Origin of the sequence: Paenibacillus litoralis, from assembly GCF_046244365.1 — a bacterium.
Lineage (GTDB): Bacteria > Bacillota > Bacilli > Paenibacillales > NBRC-103111 > Paenibacillus_V.
In genome coordinates this window covers 1043737-1068028 of record NZ_CP176395.1, presented here as the reverse complement: position 1 = coordinate 1068028, position 24292 = coordinate 1043737, and the positions used below count along the sequence as shown (strand labels likewise).

21 protein-coding genes and 1 riboswitch are annotated in these 24292 nt (G+C 56.3%); of the genes, 11 read left to right on the top strand and 10 right to left on the bottom strand.

Annotation, left to right across the window (positions count from 1 at the left end):
* The first annotated feature begins 134 nt into the window (after window positions 1-134).
* Entirely contained in the window at window positions 135-1427 is a 1293-nt protein-coding gene (locus tag ACKGJP_RS04505; protein ID WP_409344492.1) for an NAD(P)-binding domain-containing protein, read from the top strand.
* A gap of 126 nt (window positions 1428-1553) precedes the next feature.
* Here the strand turns inward: ACKGJP_RS04505 and ACKGJP_RS04500 are convergent, their stop codons facing one another.
* A complete protein-coding gene (locus tag ACKGJP_RS04500; protein WP_409344491.1) occupies window positions 1554-2015 on the bottom strand; it encodes a GlcG/HbpS family heme-binding protein in 462 nt (153 codons plus the stop codon).
* A gap of 171 nt (window positions 2016-2186) precedes the next feature.
* Here ACKGJP_RS04500 and ACKGJP_RS04495 point away from each other — a divergent pair, with 171 nt between their 5' ends.
* Window positions 2187-2729 carry a DUF1697 domain-containing protein gene (locus ACKGJP_RS04495; RefSeq protein ID WP_409344490.1) on the top strand — a complete coding sequence of 181 codons (543 nt, stop codon included), beginning with the start codon at window positions 2187-2189 and terminating at the stop codon, window positions 2727-2729.
* Between the two features lie 99 nt (window positions 2730-2828).
* Here ACKGJP_RS04495 and ACKGJP_RS04490 read toward each other — a convergent pair whose 3' ends face one another.
* Entirely contained in the window at window positions 2829-4115 is a 1287-nt protein-coding gene (locus ACKGJP_RS04490; RefSeq protein ID WP_409344489.1) for a Gfo/Idh/MocA family protein, read from the bottom strand.
* Between the two features lie 189 nt (window positions 4116-4304).
* On the opposite strand from ACKGJP_RS04490, the gene ACKGJP_RS04485 reads away from it, so the two are divergent.
* Window positions 4305-5132 carry a helix-turn-helix domain-containing protein gene (locus tag ACKGJP_RS04485; protein WP_409344488.1) on the top strand — a complete coding sequence of 276 codons (828 nt, stop codon included), beginning with the start codon at window positions 4305-4307 and terminating at the stop codon, window positions 5130-5132.
* Between the two features lie 115 nt (window positions 5133-5247).
* On the opposite strand, the gene ACKGJP_RS04480 is transcribed toward ACKGJP_RS04485, so the two are convergent.
* Together ACKGJP_RS04480 and tkt are read right to left on the bottom strand one after the other, a co-directional pair.
* Window positions 5248-5565, bottom strand: coding sequence for a pyrimidine/purine nucleoside phosphorylase (locus tag ACKGJP_RS04480; RefSeq protein ID WP_409344487.1), 318 nt, complete (start codon window positions 5563-5565; stop codon window positions 5248-5250).
* A gap of 13 nt (window positions 5566-5578) precedes the next feature.
* A complete protein-coding gene (tkt, locus tag ACKGJP_RS04475; protein ID WP_409344486.1) occupies window positions 5579-7600 on the bottom strand; it encodes a transketolase in 2022 nt (673 codons plus the stop codon).
* A gap of 226 nt (window positions 7601-7826) precedes the next feature.
* On the opposite strand from tkt, the gene ACKGJP_RS04470 reads away from it, so the two are divergent.
* Complete coding sequence (locus ACKGJP_RS04470; protein ID WP_409344485.1) at window positions 7827-8321, top strand: hypothetical protein; 495 nt, start codon at window positions 7827-7829, stop codon at window positions 8319-8321.
* A 154-nt stretch (window positions 8322-8475) separates the two neighbouring features.
* On the opposite strand, the gene purU is transcribed toward ACKGJP_RS04470, so the two are convergent.
* Entirely contained in the window at window positions 8476-9366 is an 891-nt protein-coding gene (gene purU / locus ACKGJP_RS04465) for a formyltetrahydrofolate deformylase (protein ID WP_409344484.1), read from the bottom strand.
* A 90-nt stretch (window positions 9367-9456) separates the two neighbouring features.
* A complete protein-coding gene (locus ACKGJP_RS04460) occupies window positions 9457-10584 on the bottom strand; it encodes a deoxyribonuclease IV (protein ID WP_409344483.1) in 1128 nt (375 codons plus the stop codon).
* 262 nt (window positions 10585-10846) lie between these two features.
* On the opposite strand from ACKGJP_RS04460, the gene ACKGJP_RS04455 reads away from it, so the two are divergent.
* The 3 genes from ACKGJP_RS04455 (at window position 10847) to ACKGJP_RS04445 (ending at window position 12347) form a co-directional block, all read left to right on the top strand.
* On the top strand, window positions 10847-11263 hold the full coding sequence (locus ACKGJP_RS04455; protein WP_409347072.1) for a DUF2621 family protein: 417 nt from the start codon (window positions 10847-10849) through the stop codon (window positions 11261-11263).
* A gap of 215 nt (window positions 11264-11478) precedes the next feature.
* Window positions 11479-11856, top strand: coding sequence for a PspC domain-containing protein (locus ACKGJP_RS04450; RefSeq protein WP_409344482.1), 378 nt, complete (start codon window positions 11479-11481; stop codon window positions 11854-11856).
* 116 nt (window positions 11857-11972) lie between these two features.
* A complete protein-coding gene (locus ACKGJP_RS04445) occupies window positions 11973-12347 on the top strand; it encodes a hypothetical protein (protein ID WP_409344481.1) in 375 nt (124 codons plus the stop codon).
* Between the two features lie 43 nt (window positions 12348-12390).
* On the opposite strand, the gene ACKGJP_RS04440 is transcribed toward ACKGJP_RS04445, so the two are convergent.
* The 3 genes from ACKGJP_RS04440 to ACKGJP_RS04430 form a co-directional block, all read right to left on the bottom strand.
* Window positions 12391-12942, bottom strand: coding sequence for a superoxide dismutase family protein (locus ACKGJP_RS04440; RefSeq protein ID WP_409344480.1), 552 nt, complete (start codon window positions 12940-12942; stop codon window positions 12391-12393).
* 155 nt (window positions 12943-13097) lie between these two features.
* Window positions 13098-15815, bottom strand: a complete 2718-nt coding sequence (locus tag ACKGJP_RS04435) for an S-layer homology domain-containing protein (RefSeq protein WP_409344479.1) — start codon at window positions 15813-15815, stop codon at window positions 13098-13100.
* A 248-nt stretch (window positions 15816-16063) separates the two neighbouring features.
* A riboswitch (cobalamin riboswitch) is annotated at window positions 16064-16264 on the bottom strand.
* Window positions 16265-16326: 62 nt separating this feature from the next.
* Window positions 16327-17952: a glycosyl hydrolase family 18 protein gene (locus ACKGJP_RS04430; RefSeq protein ID WP_409344478.1), complete on the bottom strand. Its 1626-nt coding sequence runs from the start codon at window positions 17950-17952 to the stop codon at window positions 16327-16329.
* Window positions 17953-18205: 253 nt separating this feature from the next.
* On the opposite strand from ACKGJP_RS04430, the gene ACKGJP_RS04425 reads away from it, so the two are divergent.
* The 3 genes from ACKGJP_RS04425 (at window position 18206) to ACKGJP_RS04415 (ending at window position 21127) form a co-directional block, all read left to right on the top strand.
* Entirely contained in the window at window positions 18206-19351 is a 1146-nt protein-coding gene (locus ACKGJP_RS04425) for a polysaccharide deacetylase family protein (RefSeq protein ID WP_409344477.1), read from the top strand.
* Between the two features lie 78 nt (window positions 19352-19429).
* Window positions 19430-20140 (top strand): polysaccharide deacetylase family protein, encoded by a 711-nt coding sequence (locus ACKGJP_RS04420; RefSeq protein ID WP_409347071.1) that lies wholly within the window; start codon window positions 19430-19432, stop codon window positions 20138-20140.
* Between the two features lie 111 nt (window positions 20141-20251).
* Window positions 20252-21127, top strand: coding sequence for an SMP-30/gluconolactonase/LRE family protein (locus ACKGJP_RS04415; protein ID WP_409344476.1), 876 nt, complete (start codon window positions 20252-20254; stop codon window positions 21125-21127).
* 51 nt (window positions 21128-21178) lie between these two features.
* Here the strand turns inward: ACKGJP_RS04415 and ACKGJP_RS04410 are convergent, their stop codons facing one another.
* On the bottom strand, window positions 21179-22375 hold the full coding sequence (locus tag ACKGJP_RS04410; RefSeq protein ID WP_409344475.1) for an MFS transporter: 1197 nt from the start codon (window positions 22373-22375) through the stop codon (window positions 21179-21181).
* 272 nt (window positions 22376-22647) lie between these two features.
* On the opposite strand from ACKGJP_RS04410, the gene ACKGJP_RS04405 reads away from it, so the two are divergent.
* Complete coding sequence (locus tag ACKGJP_RS04405; RefSeq protein WP_409344474.1) at window positions 22648-24276, top strand: diguanylate cyclase; 1629 nt, start codon at window positions 22648-22650, stop codon at window positions 24274-24276.
* Window positions 24277-24292: the final 16 nt, after the last annotated feature.

The window sequence follows — 24292 nt, the reverse complement described above, 5'->3', positions numbered from 1 at the left end:
ATAATGTATGGTTTATCCTATCATCCGTATGGCCTTACTGGCCGTCTACATACCAACAAGCATAATGTCTTCCCTACTGAAATGCAAGTTTCCTCCATACGTCCGTCATGGTAAAATGATACCGAGGTGATACCATGAAAACGATCGGATTTATCGGTCTCGGAACGATGGGAAAACCGATGGCCGTCAACCTGTTGAAGAACGGTTACAATGTGACCGTCTACAATCGCTCTCCCGAGAAAATGGACGAGCTGGCTCTGCTCGGAGCCGAAACTTCCTCCTCTCCGGCCGCCCTCGCGCGCACGGTGGAAGTGCTGTTCACGAACGTAAGCAACGATCAGGCTTTGCTAGAGGTCATTTATGGCGCGTCGGGCGTCATGGAAGGCACGCATCCCGGACTGACGGTCATCGACTGCAGTACGGTCGCCCCCCAAACAAGCAGACGCATTCACGACGAATTGGCCTCTCACCTGGTAGATTTTCTCGATGCTCCCGTTACCGGCAGCAAGCCGGCTGCGGAAGCCGGTACGCTCGTCTTTATGGTCGGCGGCAGCGAGGAAGTATTCGAGGAGCACCGCGACTTGTTCGACACGCTCGGCAGCAAGATGCTGTACATGGGACCGTCCGGCTCCGGCTCCTCCGCGAAGCTTGCCCACAATACGATGGTCGGCATCAACGCGGCCGGATTGGCCGAGGGCTTGTCGATCGCGGTCAAATCGGGCCTCGATCCCGAAACGTTCTTGGAGATCGTGCTCGCGGGCGGCGCAAACAGCAGGCAGGCGGAATTGAAAGGCGGCAAAATCATCGGCCGCGACTTCTCCAATCAATTTTCGCTGCAGCTGATGCTGAAAGACCTGCTGCTTGCTTCGCAATTGACGCAGCAGTTCCAGCTTCCGGCGCCTATGCTGCACAGCGCCGCGTCCTTGTTCCAAATGGGATTGTCCAAGGGCCTCGGCCCGCAGGATTTGTGCTCGGTCGTGCAGTGCTACGAGGACTGGATGCAGCAGCAGATCGCACCTAAAGGCACCGGGCAATCGTCCCAAGCGAAGGACGAGCTGGCTGCCGCCGCCGCCGACACCAAGGACCGCCGCCGCAGTACGCGGATCAACATGAACATCAAGCTGCAGCTTTCCGTCTACCAGTGGGAGCAGGAAGGCTCCTTCTCCGGCCAGAACATCGAAGGCCATCTGATCGATTTGTCCGAGAGCGGCCTGCAGATCGTCTCCCAGTTCCCGCTTGCGCGGGATATGTTTATCGTCATTCACTTTCCGAAGGAAGCCGATTTGCCGCCTATCACCGGCAAAATCATCCGGATCGAAGCCAAGAACAACGAATTCCGCTACGGCTGCATGATGTCCGGCTTACCGCCGTACATCCGGATCAAGCTGGAGGATTACATCCGCCAGCACCTGGAGGAACTGAACTAGCACGAACGGGCAGCCTGCCCTAGAGACCTTTCCCTAAACAGGCTGTCCGCATCCCGCATTCCGGGAAACGAACAGGCTGCCGGCATGAAGCCGGCAGCCTGTTGGGCTTTCATCCCTTCGTACGAGCTAAGCCTGCGATCCGATACGCACCGTTCCGATCTGTCCGCCGCCAAGCTCGCGCATGCCTTCAAACACTTGAACGGCCGCTGTGGCCACTTCGATGTCTTGAGCGCTCGTTCCTCCGCTCACCCCTATGCCCCCGACGATCCTGCCGTCCCTTACAAACGGGATTCCGCCTCCCAGAATCACCAATCTTCCGTTATTCGTCGTATTGATGCCGAATGTCGGCCCGCCGGGAAGAGCGGACTGCGCCAAGTTGGAGGTAGGCATTCTCATGGCGACGCTCGTCCATGCTTTGTTCTGGGCGATTTCAATCCCGGCGATCCGAGCGTTATCCATACGGTGAAAAGCGACTAGATTCGCCCCTTCGTCGACTATCGCGATATCGCAGGCAAGACCGAGCTCCTTGCCCTTCCGTTCCGCGGCCGCAATCAACACTTTGGCTGCGTCCAATGTCACTCTGTTCAAAACCTATCCTCTCCTTACCCTGTAGCTTCTGTATTGTATGGTCATCTCCCCAGATTCGTGATTGAAAGTCCCTTACTGAACCGTTCCCCGACTAGATTCATGCACCCTGAAGGATAATCGGCAGCTTTCACCGAAGTTATTCAGGAGAACAAGACGGAAAGCTGGGATACGATGACGATTTATATCGCCTTGATACGCGGCATTAACGTTGGCGGCAACAAGAAGATCAAGATGGCGGAATTAAAGAGCTCGCTTCAAGCTATGGGCTTGGGACGGGTGCAAACGTATATTCAGAGCGGCAATGCGCTGTTTGAATCGGAGGAAGAGGCGGAGCCGCTTCGCCGCCGTATCGAGCGGGAAATCCACACGGCTTTCGGCATGACGGTTACCGTCATCCTGAGAACGGCCGAGGAGCTGAACCGCTTGATCGCAAACTGTCCGTTTGCGGCAGACTCCTTGACGGAAGGACAGAGCATCCACGTTACCCTGATGACCGAGACGGCTTCGCAGAAAACCGTTGATCTGCTCTCGACCAGCGAGCGCGGACACGACGAGTACCATGTCCACGGGCAAGAAATCTACTTCCTGTTCCGTCAAAGCGTTCTGGATTCCAAGCTGGCGGCCAATTTGCAAAAGCTGGGCGATACCGCGACATCGCGCAACTGGAATACGATCGTCAAGCTGGCCGCACTGGCTAAAGCGATGGAGGGCTAGCTTGAAGAAGGTACTGCGCAGAGATCGTTGGTTGCCGCACAAGTCCCGCATAGAAAAAGAGACGGCGAAATGCCGTCTCTGCGCAAGCTTACCTTCCGGCTAGAACTTCACCAGCTCGTCAACGTTAACCGGCTGCCCCGTACGTATCGAAATGTTGCCGGCCACGCCCGTCAAAATCGACATCGCCCCGTCCACATGCGATGCGGCGCGATGAAACCGGTCTTCCCCGGGCACTCCAAAAATATCATTCAGCATTACCCTGTCGCCGCCGCCGTGGCCGCCGACGCCTTCGGGGATGTCGACCTCATACGGCGCCTCGAACATCGGATACACCGTAATCGATTTATCCTTCACTTTGCCGTCGTCCTCGCTTCGTCCTGCTGCAATGATATGCGAGGCTTCGACGATGTTGACCTCCATTCTTCCCTTGCTGCCGTTAAACACGACGCGGTAGCCCTCCCAAGGCAAGTACGCATTAAGCGAGTAAGTCAATATCGCATTGCTCCGGTAACGAACCATGACGCCGAGCGTATCCTCGATCGTGATGCCTTCGCCGAATACGCTTTGATCCCGGATATAGCCGTCCTCGTGCTCCGCGTCCAGGTAAAGCTCCTTCAGCTTATCGTTCTTCTCGAGATGGATGGCAAAATGGTCGTCTTTAGCCGCCTCGCTTCCGTGCGCCCGCTCGTAGAACTGCGTGACCCCGCGCTTCTCCGCATTCTCGCGCCCGTAAAAGTTAAGCCCGCCCATGGCGAATACCGACTTCGGCTGCGAGCCCAGCCAAAAATTGACGAGATCGAAGTGATGCGTCGACTTATGTACGAGCAGCCCGCCGCTGTTGGCCTTATCGCGATGCCATCTGCGGAAATAGTCCGCCCCGTGGCGCGTGTTGAGCAGCCACTCGAAATGCACCGAGAAGACATCCCCGATCGCCCCATCCATGATCAGCTCGCGGATCTTCGTATTGTGAGGGGCATAACGGTAATTGAAGGTGACCCGCAAGCTCCGCCCCGTCCGGCGCGTCGTATCCAGAATCGCCTGGCATTTCTCTTCGTCGACCGTCATCGGCTTCTCGGAAATCGCGTCGCAGCCGAGCTCCATCGCGCGGATAATGTATGTGTGATGCGTACGGTCGACGGTTGTGACGATGACGACGTCGGGCTTTTCCGTCCGGATCATTTCATCGAACCGGTCTTCTTTATAGGTAGGAATCGGATCGAGTCCATGCTCCCTCTCCAGCAGCCTGTTCGCGTAGTCCATACGCGTTTGATTGACGTCGCAGAACGCGACCAGCTCCGACGTTTCCTTATAATTGCGCGCAATCGCATTGATGAACATATGCGAGCGTCCGCCCGTCCCGACGAGCGCGTATCTTTTCTTAGCCATATTCGGCACCTCCGCCAGCTTTTTCGAATTGCTGTTGCTTCCTGGATGTACCCTCAGCTTAGCGCAATATAGGCATATAAACTACACGAATATTGCCGTTTTTCGCCACGAACCTTGCATATCTTGCTACCGCATCTTTCTATATTTTGCTACAATGGTTGTACAGCCCGGAAAAAAGGGGATTGCACAATGACCGACGATTTCGCTTACGACCGCCGCAAAGTAACGGAAGCCGTCAGCATGACGGCGAATCATTTTCATGACACCTACGAGGTCTATTATTTATGTTCGGGCGAACGCTACTATTTCATAAAAAACAGAACGTACCACGTCAAAGCCGGGGACATCGTCTTCATCGGCAAGAATGAGCTGCACAAGACGACGGAAGCGTACCGGCCCGTGCATGAGCGGCTGCTAATCAATTTCCATGACCGCTTCCTGATGCCGAATTGGGAGCACGAAAGCAAAAGCCTGCAGCTTCCCTTCCATGGAACCAGCAACGTGCTTCGCCTTGAAGAGGCGGACCGGCGAATCGCCCTGGAGCTTCTGCTCGGCATCGAAAAGGAATGGCAGGCCCGCAAGCAGGGAGCCGAGCTGTTCGTTCAAGCGCTGCTTACGCAATTGCTCGTCTTTTGCGCGAGGCTTATGCCCTCCACCGGCATCGAGTCGGTCGAACGGACCGGTCCGCAGGAACGGAAGATCGGCGAAATCGTCGCGTACATCAATAACCATTTCGACCGTCCGCTCAGCCTGCAGCACATCTCCCGAACCTTCTTCATCTCGCCCTATCATTTCAGCCGGCTGTTTCGCGATATAACCGGCTTTACGTTCATCGAATACGTCAACAACGTGCGGGTCATGGAAGCGCGGCGTCTGCTCCGCGAATCCGGCGAGCCCGTCATTCGCGTTGCGGAGCGCTCCGGCTTCGACAGCATCGCCCATTTCGGGCGCGTGTTCAAGCAGATCGCCCGCTGTTCGCCGACGGCCTTTCGAAAAGAAAGCCGGAGACCGGAATGACGTTTAGCCAGTGATTGCTAGCCTGCGCGATCCTTCGCCTTCGAACGATGCCAAAAAAAGAAGCCCTTTCTGCAGCTCTAGCTTGCAGGGGGCTTCTTCCTTATCGATGCAGCAATTACTCGGCAATGTACGAGCAGCAGTAGTCGGTAGCCGAAGCTACCTCGAGCTTGAACTTCTGGCCTGCAGGCACGGTGAATTCGCCGGTTCCGCTAATGTGCTTCCACTCGGTTTCTCCGGGAAGCAGCACCTTCAGATCGCCGGCCAAAATTTCCATGATCTCCTTGACGTCGGTGCCGAATTCGTATTCGCCAGGCAGCATGATGCCCAGCGTTTTTTTGGTGCCGTCCGCAAACAGAACGGTGCGGCTCGTTACCTTGCCGTCAAAATAAATATTCGCTTTCTTTACGACGCTAACTTGATCGAACTGGGACATGGGAACACTCCTCCTATTTCAACAACGCTTTTACGCGCGCAACGACGTTCTCGATCGTGAAGCCGTACTCGCGGATAACGGTCGGTCCCGGCGCGGAAGCGCCGAAGCGGTCGATGCCGAGCACGTCGCCCTCGCTTCCGACGTAACGCTCCCAGCCCATCGGATACGCCATTTCCACGGCCAAACGGGCTTTAACGTCCGGCAGAATGACGGAATCCTTGTATTCCTGCGATTGCTTCTCGAACTGCTCCCAGCTCGGCATGCTGATGACGCGAACGTCGATGCCTTCCTCTGCCAGCTTCTTCTGAGCGTCGACCGCGAGCTGCACTTCGGAGCCGGTCGCAATAATTTGAGCCTGCGGCTTGCCGTTCTTAGCCTCGGACAATACATAAGCGCCGCGGCTGAAGGATTTTGGCGCCAGCTCGGCCGTACCTTCGAGAATCGGCAGGTTTTGCCGCGTCAGCACGAGACATACCGGTCCACCCTTGTGCTGAACGGCAAACTTCCAGGCTTCGTTCGTTTCGATAGCATCCGCAGGGCGCAGAACCGTAATGCCCGGAATGACGCGCATAGCCGGCAATTGCTCGATCGGCTCATGCGTCGGTCCGTCTTCGCCGACCGCGATGCTGTCGTGCGTCAGGACGAATACGGACGGCACATTCATGATCGATCCGAGGCGCACGGCCGGACGCAGGTAGTCGCAGAACACGAAGAACGTGCCGCCGAATGCCTTCACGCCGCCGTGCAGCATCATGCCGTTAACGGCCGCCGCCATGGCGAACTCGCGAACGCCGAAGTACACGTTGCGGCCGCTGTAGTCGTTCGGCGTGAACTTGCCGATGCCCTTCATGTGCGTCATCGTCGACGACTCCAGGTCAGCCGAGCCGCCGAAGATCGCCGGCACGCGTTTAGCGAGCGCATTAAGCGCCGCTTGCGAAGCGTTCCGCGTTGCAATGGCTTTGTCGCTCGTGGAGTACACAGGCAAATCGGCGTCCCAGCCTTCCGGCAGCTCGCCGGCAATCGCTTGCTCCAGCTGCTTCGCCAGCTCCGGATGCGCCGCTTTATAGGCCGCGAACAATGCGTTCCAAGCTTCGCCGGCCTGATCGCCGCGCTGCTTCACTTGCGCAAAATGCGCTTTTACTTCCTCTGGAATGAAGAAATCGGGCTCAAGCGGCCAGCCAAGGGCTTCCTTCGTCAGCTTCGTTTCGTCGCCGCCGAGCGGTCTGCCGTGCACGCCTTCGTGGCCGCCTTTGCCTGCCGCGTTCGGGCTGCCGAAGCCGATCGTCGTTTTGACCTCGATCAGAGTCGGACGCTTCGCATCCGCCTTAGCTTCGTCGATCGCGGCGGAAATAGCCGACACGTCGTGCTGATCGTCAATGCGCAGGTATTGCCAGCCGTAGCCTTCAAAGCGCGATTTGATATTTTCCGAGAAAGAGAGGTTCAATTCGCCGTCAAGCGAAATATCGTTCGAATCGTAAAGCACCACCAGCTTGCCCAGCTTGAGATGGCCGGCCAGCGAAGCCGCTTCGCCGGAAACGCCTTCCATCAGGTCCCCGTCGCCGCAAACGACGTAGGTGTGATGATCGACGACGTTGAAATTGTCCTTGTTGTAGCTTGCGCCGAGATGCGCTTCAGCCATGGCCATGCCGACAGCCATTGCAAATCCTTGTCCGAGCGGACCCGTCGTGGCGTCAACGCCCGCCGTGTGGCCGACTTCCGGATGACCCGGCGTTTTGCTGCCCCATTGACGGAAATTTTTGAGCTCGTCCAGCGGCAGGTCGTAGCCGCATAGATGCAGCAAGCTGTACAGAAACATCGAGCCGTGCCCTGCGGATAGGACAAAACGGTCGCGGTTGAACCAAGTCGGGTTGGACGGGCTGTGCTTCATTTGCTGCGCAAACAGCGAATACCCCATCGGAGCCGCTCCCATCGGCATGCCCGGATGTCCGGATTTCGCTTTCTCGATCGCGTCGATCGAAAGCGTACGGATCGTGTTGACCGCTAATTGTTCAATGGATTTGTTGGATACTGCCATTGTTCATTCCCCCTAAATCTAACGTTGCCTAACGGATTGCTGCTGACATTTCATTCTCACCATTGTATCATGTGCCTTCGCGCTTTGCCACTTTGCTTTGCTAAAAAGTCGCCCGTCCCGTCTTCCGCATATTGGATATCGCAATGCCTGCCGAACCGCCATAGGCACCTCGGAAAAGCAGTCGAACATAGGATAACAAGAGCAGATTTCAAGGAGGCTTCTCCGTTTGAACACCTATCGGCTAGCACAGTCTATGTACGATCCTTCAGCAATAGCTGCGGCAGGCAGCTACGAACCGCATTATTATCGAAATTCCGAAGGTTGGCCGTCCCCCGCCGCTTCCCCTTTCGCGTATCGGCAATGGCCGGCAAACGGCTCCTGGCAGCCCGTTCCCTGGTGGGACCGGCCCGCAGCCTTGCCTCCGGTCGATCCGTCGCAGTTTCAGCGGTCCGCAGCCGTAACGCAAAGGCTTCTCGGGGAAGCTGGAAAGCTTGTCGGCCATGTGGCCTCCTCGCCGCCCTTTGCCAAACAGCTGATGACGGCAGCCCAGAACGGCAATCATGCCGAGGTCGACAGACTGATCAAAACGACCGGAGTCAAAACGGCGATTCATACCGGCTATACGCCCGACGGCATTCATTTCGACATCCCCTCCTACGAGGAAGGAAATTGCTGCAAGCTGGAACTGACCATCCGCTGGGGCAAATCGTATCCCGGATAGCCCCGGCAGAAGGCTGCGCCCCCTTTCGGGACTGGATATGGATCGAATGAACGCTCAGATCCGTATGTCCCTTCGCGTACAAGCCGTTCAAACAAACAAGCCCGCGGCACGAAGCAGCGGGCTTGTTTGTTTGGAACGGTAATCTTCCGGGCAATCAGTTGAACACGACCGTCTTGTTCTGATGCACCAGAATGCGGTCCTCGACATGCCACGAAACGGCACGGGCCAATACGATCCGTTCGATATGGCGGCCGATGCGCTTCAAATCCTCGGTGTTGTCGCGATGGCTTACCCGCTGCACGTCCTGCTCGATGATCGGGCCGCCGTCCAACTCTTCCGTGACGTAATGGGCGGTGGCGCCGATGATTTTCACGCCGCGGCTGTAGGCTTGCGCGTAAGGCTTTCCGCCGACGAAGGCCGGAAGGAACGAATGATGAATGTTTATGATGCGGTTCGGATAATGCTCGATAAATCTCGGCGATACGATCTGCATATAACGCGCAAGCACGATCGCATCCACATGGCCGTCGACGAGCTCCAGCTGCTTCGCTTCCGCTTCCTGCTTCGTGTCGGCCGTTACCGGAATGTGATGGTACGGAATACCGAACGATTCGACCGTCTCCCGCATATCGTTATGATTGCTTACGACCATCGCGATATCAGCGTTCAGGTCGCCCGCCTGCCATTGCCAGAGAAGCTCCAGCAAACAGTGGTCTTCCTTCGACACGAATACCGCAAGCTTCTTCTTATAACCGGCGCGGGAAATACTCCACTGCATGTTGAATTTGTCCGCCACCACTTCCGCAAAATCAAGCTCGAGCGGCTCCAGGCGGCGATCCAGCTCGTTCAGATCGAATTCGATTCTGATGAAGAACATGCCGCCTTCCGGATCCATCGTATATTGATCCGACTGTACGATATTCGCGCCATGCTCGTGCAAAAAACGCGAAACCGCAGCCACGATCCCCGGCTGATCCGGACAAGAGATCAGCATGCGTGCACGCTTTTCATTCACTTCCGCTTGCTTACGTTTAACCCCAACCATCTGACAACTCCCCCGTCTCATCCCGCGATGCCTTCTCTTTGTAAGCTGCCGATTCCCGGTTCCGCCGCGTGCGGCGGCCCAAGGCGTCCGTTATACGGACTGCAGCACGTGCTTGCCGGCGAACCAGGCGGTCAACCGGTGATTGATCTGCTCTTCGCTCAAATCCTCGAACAGCCTTTCTTCCTCGATCATGTCGTACAGTCGTTCCATCGGCTCGCGGCCGTCCGCCTTTTTGGCTTTGGCGTCGTTCTTGAGCAGCTCCCACGTGCCTACGACAAACCCGCGTTGGTCGATCTCCCGCTTGCGGAAAAAGAATTCCAGCCGCTCGACGTGGTCAAGGAAGTCGCTGCCGAGCCGGCTTTCCACATCCCCGCGAAGCAGAGCGATTTCCGTTTCGTACATCGGACGTTCCTTGCCGTCTACTTTACCGATCCACGGCGTTTCGAGAATAAGCGGCAGGTGGCGGATCTTATCGTGGTGCACGATATATTTCATCGCGTCGAAGCCGATCAATCCCGCTCCTAATGGGGCATGGCGGTCCTTGCCGGCGCCGCGGACGTTCTTGCTGTCGTTCAGGTGGACGACCGCAAGACGGTCCAGGCCGACGATCCGGTCGAACTGGTCGATCACGCCGTCGAAATCGTTCACGATATCGTAGCCGGCGTCGTGAATATGGCAAGTATCCATACATACCGTCAGCCTGCGATTGTCTTCGACCTTGTCCATGATCGCGGCGATTTCCTCGAAGCTGCGGCCGATTTCCGTTCCTTTGCCGGCCATCGTCTCGAGCGCGATGTTCACGTCGGTGTCTTTCACGCCGCTCAGCACTTCATTGAGCCCTTCCGCGATACGGGCGATGCCGTATTCCGCATCCTTATCCGTGTAAGCGCCCGGGTGAAGCACGATATTTTTGACGCCCAAATAATTCGTCCGCCGAATTTCTTCCTGAAGGAAGCGAACCGCAAGCTCAAAAGTATCTTCCTTATAAGAGCCGAGATTAATGATATAAGGAGCGTGCACGACGATATCGCCCATTCCGTGCTTGTCCATCACCGCTTTGCCTTCTTCGACGAACTGGTCTTCGATCGGCTTGCGCCGCGTATTTTGCGGAGCTCCCGTATATATCATGAACGTGCTGGAGCCGTACGTTACGGCTTCTTCCGCTGCGTTAAGCAGCCCCTTGTCGGAGAACGACACGTGCGAACCTATTTTCAACATCGAATAATAACCTCCTTATATACTAATAAAGCCTATTCTACCTCAGCCGGTTGCAACAATTACGATCGCAGCCGCCAGTGTTTACGCAGGTTAAACCGGATGTCACTCTTTCTTATTTTACTCGCAAACTCGAATTAAATCTAGAAATGCGGTATAATTTCCATATCCGGGCCGCATAACGGCCGGGGAGCTTTGGTCCATGCAAAAAAGTTCGAGGTGAAGCACCGTGTATTTAGCAGGCAGCGAAGTCAATTCAACGTTTATGCAGCTTCTCGTATTTTGGGGATTCGTGCTGCTAGTCTTTATGTCGATCGGCGGCTATTTCATGTTCCGCAAGTTTATGAAGGTGCTGCCGAAAGAGGACGGCAAATCCAAGCTGGATTGGCAAAATCATTATGTGGAAGCGTCCCGCCATCTATGGACGGACGACTCCAAAGCGTTTCTCGACCAGCTTGTCGCGCCGGTGCCCGGACCGTTCCGCGATATCGCCAAGCATTCGATCGCAGCAAGAATCGGGCAGGTCGCCCTTGAGAAAAACGCGCCCGAAGTGACCCGCGATCATTGCGTCGAGGGCTATATTTTGGCAACGCCGCGGCGGGATTACAAAAGCCTCGTGTCGTTCCTCGACAAGGAAAAGATCGATTACAGCCAGTTCAAAGATTTGCTGGGAGCAAAATAAGGTTCCCTTAACGCTTTAACGGCAAGCCCTTCCGCTGCAAAGGAGGGGCTTTTTTTGTTGCGCCGATCCGCCGGCAACCAAGGAAGAAATGCGACCATAAGCCGTATGCGTCTACGACTAAAGTCCAGTCCGCGAAACCGCCGCCGGTCCGTTTTGCCTGATACGAAATCCGTATACAATGTGAACATAGACAAGAACGAAAGGTGATGGAAACGATGAATAAACTTTACCGGTCCAATAACAATGTGAAAATAGCGGGTGTATGCGGAGGAATCGGCGAACGCTACAACGTAGATCCTACTTTGGTAAGGCTGGGCACGGTCGCAGCGGTATTGTTTTCGGGAGGCGGGTTCCTTTTCCTCTATCTTGCAGCCGCTGTTCTAGTTCCTAAGGCGCCGGTAAGTTCTGCCGGGTTCACGCAGCACGATGCCGCGTTCGCCTCCGATGCTTACCGTTATGACCGTCAACCCGATGTCAAAGCGGCAAAAGACGTTTGGATGACCGAAGAAGAGCAGCTTGCCGTTCGCGCAAAGATCAATCACATGCGCGCCAAGCTCGCCAAATACGAAAACGCCGGCGCAAGGACTGAATAATACACAAAAAGATATTCATAAATATCTTTTTGTCGGAATATGGAAAATATTATCTTTGTTTCGCACCCGAAAAGTATTATACTTGAAAGAGAGTATACGTTAAGGAGCGAAACAAAATGGGCGACAAGCTTGACCTGATTCTTCACAAAGTCGACCGCATCCAGAATGACGTAGAAGTATTGAAAACGGACGTTAACTCCCTGCTAGCCGGGCAGTCGGAACTATACCAAATCTACCGTGCGCTTCGCGAACGGCAAGACGAATCGGACGCCAAGCTCGATGCGATGGCTATGGATGTTCACCGCATGCATGGCGACATAACCTCGCTCAAAGACGGACAGTTTGCCATGCAGAGCGATATAACGGAGCTTAAGGAAGGCCAGCGAATCATGCTGTCCATCCAGCAGGAGCAGCAAAAAATTTTGGAGCGTCTATCCATTCGCTCCGTATCTCAAGAAGCCGATATCGCGGAGCTTCGGCGCATAAAGTAAGAAAAAAGGGACGGCTGCCGCCGTCCCTTTTTGGCGTATTGTCCTATTTAATGACTCCGCACGCCACGCGCGCGCCCGAGTTCCCTGCCGGATCGGTTTTGTAATCGTCCGGACCTTCATGGATGATCAGCGACGTGCCTCCAGCTTTCAGCAGCGAGTTCGGCTTGTCCTTGACGAGCGTCACGCGCTTGTCGACAAGCTCCGCTTTCACCGTGCCGTCCGACCCTACTTCCAAATTCAGCAGATCCCCGTCATGCGGCCCTTTCGGATTCTCGAAACCGTGCTGCTTGCCCTCCGGATTCAGATGCGCGCCCGCTGTTGTAAATTCCGGCGGATCGCATTTGCCCGTTTCGTGAATGTGAAACCCATGTAAACCCGGTTTCAGCTTGGACGCCTCGATTAAGATGTGCACGCCGTCCGCTTTCTCGCTCAGCATCGCCGATCCGATCGACTCGCCTTTCGTATTCATGATGCCGACATGCACCATGCCGTTGCCCGAATCCATCTGGGCGGACGTTTCCTTCGCCGCTCCGCAACCGGATAACATAGCTCCGCAAAGCAGCAGAAAACCGGCCGCCGCATTCCGTTTATTCATATAGACACCCTCCGTATGCAAAAATGCCTCTCCGCACTTCTTACAGGATTGGCAATTTACCGGGAAGGTAAACATGAGAAATTCGGCATAGTACCGTTCCCCTCAACACAAAAGAAAAGGAACGAAGGAGCTTCCGCCCTCTTCGTTCCATCCTTTTAGTCTTGAACGGCGTTCACCGCCACTACGGCAGCCATTTCTCTCGTAACCTTCGAGCCTGGACGGAAATAACCGTTGTCCCCGACCATTATGCCTCTCTCATAAACGGCCCTTACGAAAGGAAGCGCATAGTCCGCGATTTCGGCTTGGTCCTCAAACGTTTGCGACGAAGACGAAGCGGTAAGGCCATACGCCCTTGCAAGCATGACCGCCATTTCCTCGCGGGTAACGGCTTTCTCCGGCAGGAATGCATCCGGTGCGGCGCCGTCGACGATTCCCTTTTCCTTCGCTTTCATCACATATCCGAAATACCAGGTATCCGCCTCGACGTCCTTGAACACAGGCTTCGCGTCCGCCGCCGGCGCTTCGTTCAGCATACGCAGCAAAATCGCCGCGAATTGCGCTCTCGTAAGCTCCAGATTTGGGGCGAACCTCAGCTCCGTATCGCTCATCCCCGTCATCAGCTTCAGCTTGTAAGCCTTATGGACGGCTGCGGAAGCCCAAGAGGAAATCAGCTCTTCGTCCGCAAAACGCTCCTCGGCAACCGACACATTCGCCAGTTTGCTTTTATCGATGACGGCATATTTCGTAAAATGCGTTGTTTTTCCCGTAATCACGCCTGTTCTGGCATCGAATACCGCAGGAACCGGGATCCAGCGTCCCGTCTTTTCGTCCAGCCAGACGAACGCCAAGTTTTCCGGCTTATCCGTCAGGTAAGAAATCTTAATGGAAAGGTAGACCGGCTTGGCGAATGTCGTACCGTCCGGCGTGAAATCGTACAAGCCCGAAACGAGCTCGGGGCGGTCCGACGGCAGTTCTGCAATGCCGATCGTTACGCTTTGAGACAAAGCGGAGGCAGGCACGACAAGCCGCACTTCTTCCTTGGCGTCGCTAATTACCGTTTCGGCATCGGATGCCGCCGCACGGCTAAGCTGCACTTTATTGTCCGCAAGCAGCTTGCGAAGCTGCTCGGCTTGCTCCGCGCTCATTTTATCGGCAGCGTTTTTAATGAACGTCGTTATACCTGCCGGATCGACCGGCTTCGTATTGTCCGCCGGCAAAGCGATCTTGGCAAAGTCGTCGACGGCTTCTGCAGGCGGAAGCGCAGCGCTTGGAGAAGACGTGCCGCTACCGGAATTATTGCCGGGATCGACAGGCTTCACGGCGACCGTCAGCGCTTGTGTGCTGCGGACGATAAGCGGTGTCTTGTTGTCGCGGTAACCGGTAATGACAGCCGTATAGGCGCCAGCCGGCACACCGTTCTCGAACGTCGCGATTCCCTGCTCATTCGTCGTTGCATGTTTGCTGCCGATCGCTACTTGCACGCCTGCAGCAGGCACGACCACTTCCTGGTTGGACATCCAATCCAAGGACGTTTTCGTAACCGATACCGTAAACCGATCGCCTGCCTTCGGCTGCTCCGGCTGCACCGAAACCGCTTTGACCAGCTGCGTATCGCCGTCCCCGTAATAGACGACGATTCGATCGGACGGCTTCAAGCCGTAATCCGCCATGCCGACCATCGGATAATCCCAGTTGCCGCCGCGCTGAACGGCGTACAGCCAGCCGTCATAGCCGCCGTAGGTCGCTGCCGTTACGCCGGCGATGGCGGACACATATTTACCGAACGAGGAATCCGTAACGGCGATCGGAATATTCCGCTCTTTGGCCAGCTTCTCCAAAGCCTGCAGCGCCGTAACCGCTTTTTGGTCGCCCTCGGCGATCGCGCTTTGCGGTCCTTCTACCTGAAGGCTTACGTTCGTTAACGGCGCGAAGCTGTAAAGACGCCCGGCGCCCTTCGTGAAGGTATCGTAAGCGACGAGCGCCTGCAGGGCTTGCTCCGTCGCCATGCCGTCCGAGCTGCCCGGCAGCGCGTGCGAGAAGCCTCCGTCCGCGTTACGGAACGTCATCAGCTTATCGAGCAGATCGACGCCTTGCTTCGTAAACCGTTCGCCCGTCGGGTCGATGCCGTTCGCCGTAAGCGCGATAATGGCTTGAGCCACGCTTTCGCTGCTATCCGTTCCCCATAAATTATAGCCTCCATGAGGCTCTTGATTAAGGGAAAGCCACTCGGTTATTTTCTCGCCGGCCGTCTTTACCTCGGGTTTGTTCGTATAAGGTGCGAGCGCCGTAAGCGCCATGGCGGTAAGATCGGGATCGCTCGTCGAACCGAAGAACGCGAAGCCGCCGTCCGCTTTCTGTTTCGACAGGATTTCGCTCACTAGCTTATCCCGGCTCCAAGTCGCGTCATCCGGAATGTCGTATTGCCGGGAATCCAAAGCCAGCAAGCCGAAAAGCAAAGCGTTCACGCCCTGCTGCATGCTGTCGTTGTATATGTGTTCAATGAGATTCGTACCGCCAAACGAAGTCGCATCGCCGCCAACCGCGGCAATAGCTAAAGAAATCCTTTCGTACTCGGTAACGATCGGATAAATGTCCTTTACCCGCTGCTCCAAGTCGGCTATGTAACCGGAGGGAATCGTTCTTCCCGCCTTAGCGAGTCCAACCGCTTCCCAATCCGAATCAACGCCGCCGCTGACGATCTGGTTTGCCGCTTCATAGATAGCCTGAGTGACGCTTACCGCCGGAACGGGATCTGCCGCAGGAGCGGCTCCGGCCTTCGCAGCGGGAACAAGCGACGTGCCGATCACCGACAATACAAGCAGGAAGGACATCATAAGGGCGAAAGCTTTTTTGTGCACATAACGATAACTCATCAATGTAATCCTCTTTCCTTAATGGAATCATAACGATAGTTTCATGAGCTTATCGGACTTTGAAGGCGTTATTCCCATAATTTCAGCCCATTCATTGCGGACAGCGCATAAAAGACAGCAAAAAAGGCCGCCCTCGCATAAGGGTGGCCGTAGATCGTACATACGCGAAAAAGAAGACATGCAGCGCCAAATAAAGCATTGGCAGCACACGCTCGCAATCGTTTCCTTATTCCCACCCCCCGAAGAATTAGAAACATACAGAAAAAGGCAGGTCTCCTGGCTCATGCGTCATCGCTTCTCTTCGCCTTCCCGGCCTTGCTCAAGGCCAGTGGCTTGTTAAAGAGTCGCTCTTCATTTACAGTGGCGGGACCGCGCCGGCTTTTAACCGGTCTTCCCTATTAAGCAAGCCCGTCGTTCGACTGACTTGCACCTTTTCCGTGCATCGTATTTAATTGCCAAGCTAATACTATAGTATTCCTGTCGCCATTTGTCCATTACTATTTTGGATCCGCTATATTGCCTTTAACCGGGCCTCCGCTAGTTTCCGAAACCAGACGGCCGCCCTGTTCATAAGAGCCGCCATTTGCGAGCGCGTCATTTGCGCTTTGGGACGGAACGTGCCGTCCGGGAAGCCTTCGAGAATATGCTGCTCCGTCATCGCGTTAATCGCGGAATACGACCATAGCCCGCTGGAAACGTCGCTGAACCGGCTCTTCGCCGCAGCGGAAGACGAAACGCCGGCTACCCGCGCCAGCATGGCCGCCATCTCTTCTCTCGTAATCGGCTGATCCGGCGCAAACGTCCGCGCTCCCGTCCCTTCGATCAGCCCGTTTTCTTTCGCTACCGCAATATCTTTGGCCGCCCAGTGGCCTGCGGGTACATCCGCAAACGGGTTCGCCGCCGCAGGCTTCGCCGAAGCGAGGCCCTTCGCTCTAACGAGGATCGCCGCGGCCTGAGCGCGCGTGAGCGGCGCTTCCGGCGCAAAACGGTCGTCGGCAACGCCGACCATCCACTTTTGATCCAGCATGGCCATGACATCCTTTTGCGCCCAGTGACCGATCATATCGGTAAAATAGACGCCGTTCAACCACATCGAGAAGTAATCCCACGTCGCCTTCGTTTCCTGGTGCAGGCTCCAGCTTCCAGCTCCCTTGAGCCCGTATTTTTGAACAAGGCGCAGCTTTTGCTGAATGGAACGGTCATTCTCATACCACACCGTATAGCTGCCGGGGGCCAGCGGCGCATAGTTGACCTCGAAGGGAGCATCTCCCGCCGGAACGGTAAAAGCAGCCCATGGAGATTGCGCTTTCTCGTCGTAATGCGTCGTCCCGCCGAACCGGGCGATCGCTTCTTCCACTTGTTCGTTCGATATGCCGGTTCCGCTCGTGGAGCTGCCCGCCAGCCAGTACCGTCCGTAGAACGGAATGCCCAGCACCAGCTTGTCCGCCGGAGCCTGGGTAAGCGCATACCGGATGGATTCCTCAACGAACGAAAGGCTTGCGACGGGCCCGGCTTCCGGCACTCCTTCGTATGTCTCGTCATACGCCATAATCATTAAGTAATCGCTTGCTTCGGCCAGTTCCGCATAATCGTACGAAGCCTGCCAGCCCGCCGTCCACCCCTTCGGGTTGGCCGCGACGGCGACCGAAACTTCTTTGCCCGCCGTAAGCTTGGCGCGCAGTCTTTTGACCAGATCGGTATAGGCGTCCCGTTCCGTTTCCGTCACGTTCTCGATATCGACATTAATGCCGTCCAAGCCGTACTTGGCGACCGCCTCTGCGATTTGATCGACCAGCGCGGCGCGGTTCTGCAAAGCGCTCTTCCCTTGGGCCCGGTTCCAGTGATTGCTTAGAAACGGAACGACCTTCACGCCGCGCGCATGCATCTGTTCCACGAATCCGGCGTCCAGCTTATCGGATAGCTGTAAACGGCCATCGTCCGTCAAATCGAAAAAGCTCGGAGATACGGTCTGCAGAGCGCCGTTGCTCCGGTCAACGTACTGTACGTAAGATTGCGTGCTCCCAAAATACAAATAGGACATGTTCAATTTGCCCGCTTCGGCATATGCCGTACCGGCAGCGAGAAGCGAAACGGCCGCAAGGCCGGCTGCCGTCATCTTTTGAAATCGTCTAAGCATCGTTTCGTTCCCTTCAATAAAGTAAAGTTCGGCTTCCCCTCGCAAGCGCAGCAGGCAGGAAGCCGTTCCTTTCATTGTGCAGAATGGAAGCGGACGAACACAATGCGTAAAATTTGCTAATTTGGCCAAACGGAGGCTTTTGATGAATAGCAATCTGCCGGCGTCTCCATATTAAACGTATACGAACGTTCAATTGCCTTTGTTTTGTCGGTTCACCGGACGGGCGGCGGCCCGCGGAAGGAGATATCGCAGCATGAACAAAATAATGACGATAGGGGCGATCATCGCCCTCTTGGCGGCCGGCGGCTGCAGCGGCGGCGCAAACGACGACGGCAGACGCAGCTTTCCCGAAGAGACTTCGCCGGACCGGGCGGGCAGTTACGAAGCGGCTGAAACATCGCCGCCGCCGGTAACCGCTGAACGCGGCGCGGCTAAGCAAGGGCTGCGGGTAAGCCCGCCTGCACCGGGTCCGGCGCAGAGGACGCCGGCACGCGAGGATGCGGCGCCGGGGGACGCGGCGAAGGCTTCCCCGCCGGGCGGCAGCGCGCAGCAAGCGGCACCCGCGCCGTCTGCGCCCGCTCCAGCCGCGAAGCCCGAACCGCCGCCGAGCGCAAGCGCCGGCAAGCAAGCCGCGCCTTCGGCTCAGCGCAAGGCGGAACCGCCCAGAACGGCGGAACGGGCCAAGCGTCCGTCCGCCGCGGCCAAGCAGGCTGCGCCGACGACGAGGCCGGCTTCGCGCAGCTTGTCGCTGAGCGAGCTTGCGAGGATGTATCCGGACACGTTCAAACGGTACGGTCCCGCCCATAAACGGGAAATCGCGCTCACGTTCGACGATGCCCCAGACGCCAAATACACGCCGCAGGTACTGGACGTGCTGAAGGCGCATAAGGTGAAGGCGACTTTTTTCCTTGTCGGCCATAGGGCTAATTTGCACCCGGATCTTGTCAGACGCATGGTGCGGGAAGGTCATGCGATCGGCAACCATTCGTACAACCACCCGAACTTCGCCAAGCTCTCGCTGGAAAGCTTCACGCAGCAAATCGAACAAACGCAAAACATATTAAAGCCGCTCATCGGGTATAATCCGCGGCTTATTCGTCCCCCTTACGGGGAAATCAAGCAGGAACAGCTGGAATGGGCGGCCGCCCGGCACATGATGATCGTCAACTGGAACGTCGACTCGCTCGACTGGAAGCAGCTCGACGCCGACCATGTTTCCGCGAACATTTTAACGCATGTCGGGCCCGGCGCGATTGTGCTTCAGCATTCCGGCGGAGGGGTCGGCCAAGATTTATCCGGCACGGTCAAGGCGCTTCCCGGCATTATCCAGAAGCTCCGCACGTACGGATTTTCTCTCGTCACCGTTCCCGAGCTGCTCGACATACCGAAAGAAAATTGACCGCCGCCGATTCGTTTTACATTCGGCATCTTATCCATACCGGGGGTGTTTGGGTTGCTATTGTTTCAATGGAGCGCTATCGTAGGGTGTTTGGCCTCCTCCTTATTATGGCAAGGGCCGGAGAACGGAAGAAGCTATTACGAATCGAGAGGCGAGATCGTTTGGGAGGTGCCTGGGGCCGATAAACGGATCGCCCTTACGTTCGATGACGGTCCCGATGCCGAGCAGACGCCGAAAATTCTCGATATTCTCAAACGGTACGACGCGAAAGCCACCTTCTTCGTCGTAGGCAAAAGAGTCGACCGGTTTCCCGACATCGTGCGCCGAGAGCTGGCCGAAGGACACGAGCTGGCCAATCATACGTACTCTCATCCGTACTTCCAGGGAAAAGTATCCGCGGAAAGGCTGCAAAAGGAAATCAAAACCACGCAGGATGCGATCTGGAAGGCTACGGGCGCTACGCCGCGCTTATTCCGGCCGCCAGGCGGCTACTACAGCCAATCGATGGTGAACGCAACCAAGGAGCTCGGCTATTTGATCGTTCTGTGGTCGTGGCATCAGGATACGGTGGACTGGAACAGGCCGGGCGTCGGCAAAATCGTCAACAAAGTGCTGAACAATGCTCGCAGCGGCGATATCGTGCTCTTCCACGATTTCGTCGAAGGCAGGACGCAGACGGTAGAGGCGCTGGAGCGAATCATGCCGGAGCTTCAAAAACGGGGCTACACCTTCGTTACGGTATCCGAGCTGCTGGAATACCGGCGCAAGGCTTCCGCTCCGTTGCGATAACGTCCGGAATCCCGGTGCGGCTTGCAAGATCCGATATACCCATTCCCTATTTTCTTGTATAATACAAGCAGAATACATGCGAACCAGAAATGGGAAGGGGAATGAATATCGATGGGGCCGTTGCAAGTGGTTTTGGACGCAAAAGTAACGCTCGGCGAAGGGCCAAGCTGGGAGCCGGGCAGCAATCGTTTGTATTGGGTGGATATTCTCGGACGGCAGCTGCATATTTATGACCCGGCAACCGGCAGCGACGACACGGTCGATGTCGGACAATTGATCGGGGCCGTCGTGCCTCGCCAGTCCGGAGGCGTTGTGATGGCGCTGCAGAACGGTTTTCATACATACGATTTCGAAACGAAGCAGCTGACGCCGATCGGCGATCCTGAGGCCGACAAAGCGCATACCCGTTTCAACGACGGCAAATGCGACGCAGCGGGACGGTTTTGGGCCGGTACGATGAGCCTCAACGATTCGCCTAAGCAGGGTGCGCTCTACTGTCTGGAAACCGACGGCAGCATCCGCAAGGTAATCGACGGGGTGACCTGCTCGAACGGGATCGCCTGGAATCCGGACAACACGGTCATGTATTACATCGACTCGCCGACGCGGCAGGTTGTCGCTCACGATTACGATTTGGCGACGGGCGGCATCAGCAATCCTCGCGTTGTCGTTCAGCTTGCGGACGAAGACGGCGTACCGGACGGCATGACGTCCGATTCGGAAGGCATGCTTTGGGTAGCGGTATGGGGCGGCTGGCGCGTATCGCGCTACAACCCGGAGACCGGCGAGCAGCTTGCGAGAATTGACGTTCCGGCTGAAAAGGTGACCTCCTGCGTCTTCACCGGCGACAAGCTGAACGAGCTGTACATTACGTCGGCCCGTACCGGCATCGACGAAGAAGGCCTTGCGAAGCAGCCGCTGGCAGGCGGACTTTTCCGCGTCAAGACGGATATTCAAGGATCGCCGACTTACGCATACGGCGGTTAACGGCAAGAGGCATCCAAACGCCAGCAGGCGCAGGATGCCTCTTTTTTACGCTTATTTCGTCAATCCGACCGCTCTTCCCCCCCGCCTTGCATCGGCCAGGAGTACCCACACCATCATGCACAGCGAGACGACGATCAGAAGTGACGGAATATAGAATATGTCCGGTGTTATGCCTTTGATCAGCAGCGGCAGCCCGTATCCGATCAGTGATGCCGTTTGCGAAATGAATACGTACAGGCTCGCGCCGAATCCCGTTTTATGAAGGAACATCCGCTGTACGTAACCCATGGCAACCCCGTACAGAATGGACACGAAGAACGAATAGAGCGGCTGGACGACAAAAAAAGAAACGATGCCTCCTCCCGCTGCATAAACCATATACGTCGCCAGCGCAAACACGCTTCCCAGCAGGATGATCCGCTTGCTGCCGTATTTGGCGGCCCAATAGCCGGCAATCGTCATGAACAGCAGCTCGAAGACGGCCTGCGTGCTCCAAATGTACGACATCAGCTCCGGACTGCCGAACCGCGCGTTCACGACCAAGGGCAAATACAAGCCGCGTATCGCATCCGCGCATGCAAGCAGCAGCAGCGCGATCAGCATGGCCAACGAGAACGGCTCGCCCCCTTTGGCTGCCGCCTTGCCCGGCTCCGCAGCGTATTCGCGGTATACGAGCAGCAAAAGAAACAGTGACGCGTAGCCCGCAAGATTTCCCCACAAGACCCCCTTAAACGTCGTCCATAGAAACAGGTTCGCGCCTACCAGAAGCCCCGTGAAAAATCCGACGCTGTACGTCGAACGCAGCCAAAGCTGGGAAATCTCAACGATTCCCGGCGGAGCCAGTTTGGAGAAATGGTTCCGCGCCATCGCGAACATTTGGCCCATGATCATCCCTGAGGGCGCCGTCGCCAGCGCCATCCCGAGCAAGGCCTGAACGTATGACTCCGCCTGCATATAAAGGAGAAGGCCGGCCATGCAGAGGACGGCTGCGACGAGCGGAATCGTTTTCTTCGTCCGCAGCCTGTCGCTCACGAGCCCGACCGAAATCGTCAGCACCATGTTGAGCAGGAGCGAAACGGCGAAGATCGAGGCGATCTGCCCTTTGCCGAGACCGATGCCGTCCTGCAAATAAACGGCGTTCATCGGCGCCAGAACGCCCGTCCCGATTCCGTACAAGAACATGGTCAGCACGAGCACCCAGGCTCCTTTAATGGAAACGAAAGCTTTAAAATCGGCTGTTACGCTCACCGGCACAAACTCCTTTTTAGACGGCGTCATTCGATTTTGCGCTTCGGCTTGCCTAGCCCTGCGCGTTTATCCATAAATATTGTAAGCGGACGCCCGAATTTCGTCTATGCGAAGCTTTGGAATTTGCGCTCTTACGCAAAGAAAAAGAATAGAAGCAATTTTCCTCGAAAGCTATGGACAGCCTGTTGGACGGGTGAGATACTTATCCTGCACGATTCTGCCATTTTCCGACACAATCAGGCGATTTTCGAGTTTTTGAGGTGAACTTACCAATGAAAAAATATCAAGAGCATCTGCTGCAATCCGTTCGCAGCCAACTGGATGAATGGCTGGACGGCGAAGTACCCGTTCCGCGGGAGCATGTGTACCGCTTCGTTCATTCGATCAAAGGAACGTCGGCTACGATCGGCTTGAACGAGCTTCACGGGGTCTCCGCGATTCTGCTTGACTTGGTGGAGAAGGACGAACGGGTTGCCTGGGACAAAACTGAGCTTCGCGGCCTGCTTTATGAACTGGCCGTGACGATCAGCAGCCCGGCGCCGGACGAACACGGCCAGTCCGATATCGATCCTCCCGCCGCCGCCGCCGAGTACGATGCTTCCGCCATCCGTCCGCTTATCGTCATTCTGGACGACGATCCTACGCTGCTTATGCTGCTGAAGGACGAACTGGAGAAGCAGGGTTGGATTGTGCTCGCCACGGTCGATCCGAAAAAGGCGGTCACCTATATCCATGAACAGTTTCCCGACTGCTTCATTACCGATCTGCATTTTCCGGAGACGAACGGACTTCATATCATCGAAACGCTGCTGGAAAAAATCCGCAAGCAGCTGATCCCGACGACGGTGATCAGCGTCGATACCGATCGGGAAACCCGTCTCAAGGTGTACCGGATGGGCGCGGACGACTTCATGAACAAGCCGCTCGATCTGGAGGAGCTCGTCATTCGAATCCGCAGGCAGCTTGACCGCAAGAAATGGCTCGACAACGTATTGTTCGTAGACGAGCTGACCGGCGCATACAACCGGAAGTATATGCTTGACGCGTTCGGGAGGCTGGTGTCCGAGCTTAACCGCGGCCGGGACTCCTTCTCGCTGGCCGTCCTCGATCTCGATTATTTCAAACACGTAAACGACCGCTACGGGCACTTGGTCGGGGATGCGGTACTCGCCGGCTTTGCCGCATTTATCCGCGGGAAGAAACGCCCTTCCGATATTCTCGTCCGGTATGGCGGCGAGGAATTCGTGCTGCTGCTGCCGAACACCTGCGCCGAAGACGCGAAGCTGCTGCTGGAACGCATGCTGAGCCAATTTGCGCAGCACCGGTTCGACAGTCACCTGGGCTCATTCTCGGTTACCTTCTCCGGCGGGGTCGTGCAAGTCGTCCATGGAAACGAACCGCTCGAAGCTTGGGTCAAGCAGGCTGATCAGGCGTTATACCATGCCAAGCATAACGGGCGCTCGCGAATCGAGCTTGCCGACGAAACGGCGCAAGCGAACGCCAAGAAGAAATTGAAGGCGGCCGTCGTCGACGACGACGCGATCGTCCGCGAAATGGTGGCCGAATATTTGACCACGCACTTCGAGCCGGAGCTCGATGTCGATATCCGCACGTTCCGGGACGGGGAAACCTTCCTGGAAGACGAATGGCATCTCTGCGCCGAGCCTGTCCTCGTCATTCTGGACGGCATCATGCCCGGGATGGACGGCATTGACGTCTTGCAGCGGCTCCGGACTCTTCCGCACAATGAAAGATACATGATCATCATGCTGACGGGCCGCAAGGGCGAGCAGAATGTCGCCAAAGCTCTGCAGCTCGGCGCGGACGATTATGTCACCAAGCCGTTCAGCTTCCGCGAGCTTGAGGTTCGCATCGACCGGCTTGTACGAAGAACGATTTAACGTTACCCAAGAGGAG

Bases quoted from the DNA above. Each gene is read 5' to 3' on its own strand.
- ACKGJP_RS04445 (WP_409344481.1), top strand. From the start codon at position 11,973: ATGGGCGACAAGCTTGACCTGATTCTTCACAAAGTCGACCGCATCCAG.
- ACKGJP_RS04405 (WP_409344474.1), top strand. From the start codon at position 22,648: ATGAAAAAATATCAAGAGCATCTGCTGCAATCCGTTCGCAGCCAACTG.
- ACKGJP_RS04425 (WP_409344477.1), top strand. From the start codon at position 18,206: ATGAACAAAATAATGACGATAGGGGCGATCATCGCCCTCTTGGCGGCC.
- ACKGJP_RS04430 (WP_409344478.1), bottom strand. From the start codon at position 17,952: ATGCTTAGACGATTTCAAAAGATGACGGCAGCCGGCCTTGCGGCCGTT.
- ACKGJP_RS04450 (WP_409344482.1), top strand. From the start codon at position 11,479: ATGAATAAACTTTACCGGTCCAATAACAATGTGAAAATAGCGGGTGTA.
- ACKGJP_RS04490 (WP_409344489.1), bottom strand. From the start codon at position 4,115: ATGGCTAAGAAAAGATACGCGCTCGTCGGGACGGGCGGACGCTCGCAT.
- ACKGJP_RS04455 (WP_409347072.1), top strand. From the start codon at position 10,847: ATGCAGCTTCTCGTATTTTGGGGATTCGTGCTGCTAGTCTTTATGTCG.
- ACKGJP_RS04485 (WP_409344488.1), top strand. From the start codon at position 4,305: ATGACCGACGATTTCGCTTACGACCGCCGCAAAGTAACGGAAGCCGTC.
- ACKGJP_RS04440 (WP_409344480.1), bottom strand. From the start codon at position 12,942: ATGAATAAACGGAATGCGGCGGCCGGTTTTCTGCTGCTTTGCGGAGCT.
- ACKGJP_RS04460 (WP_409344483.1), bottom strand. From the start codon at position 10,584: ATGTTGAAAATAGGTTCGCACGTGTCGTTCTCCGACAAGGGGCTGCTT.
- tkt (WP_409344486.1), bottom strand. From the start codon at position 7,600: ATGGCAGTATCCAACAAATCCATTGAACAATTAGCGGTCAACACGATC.
- ACKGJP_RS04415 (WP_409344476.1), top strand. From the start codon at position 20,252: ATGGGGCCGTTGCAAGTGGTTTTGGACGCAAAAGTAACGCTCGGCGAA.
- ACKGJP_RS04480 (WP_409344487.1), bottom strand. From the start codon at position 5,565: ATGTCCCAGTTCGATCAAGTTAGCGTCGTAAAGAAAGCGAATATTTAT.
- ACKGJP_RS04505 (WP_409344492.1), top strand. From the start codon at position 135: ATGAAAACGATCGGATTTATCGGTCTCGGAACGATGGGAAAACCGATG.
- purU (WP_409344484.1), bottom strand. From the start codon at position 9,366: ATGGTTGGGGTTAAACGTAAGCAAGCGGAAGTGAATGAAAAGCGTGCA.
- ACKGJP_RS04495 (WP_409344490.1), top strand. From the start codon at position 2,187: ATGACGATTTATATCGCCTTGATACGCGGCATTAACGTTGGCGGCAAC.
- ACKGJP_RS04435 (WP_409344479.1), bottom strand. From the start codon at position 15,815: ATGAGTTATCGTTATGTGCACAAAAAAGCTTTCGCCCTTATGATGTCC.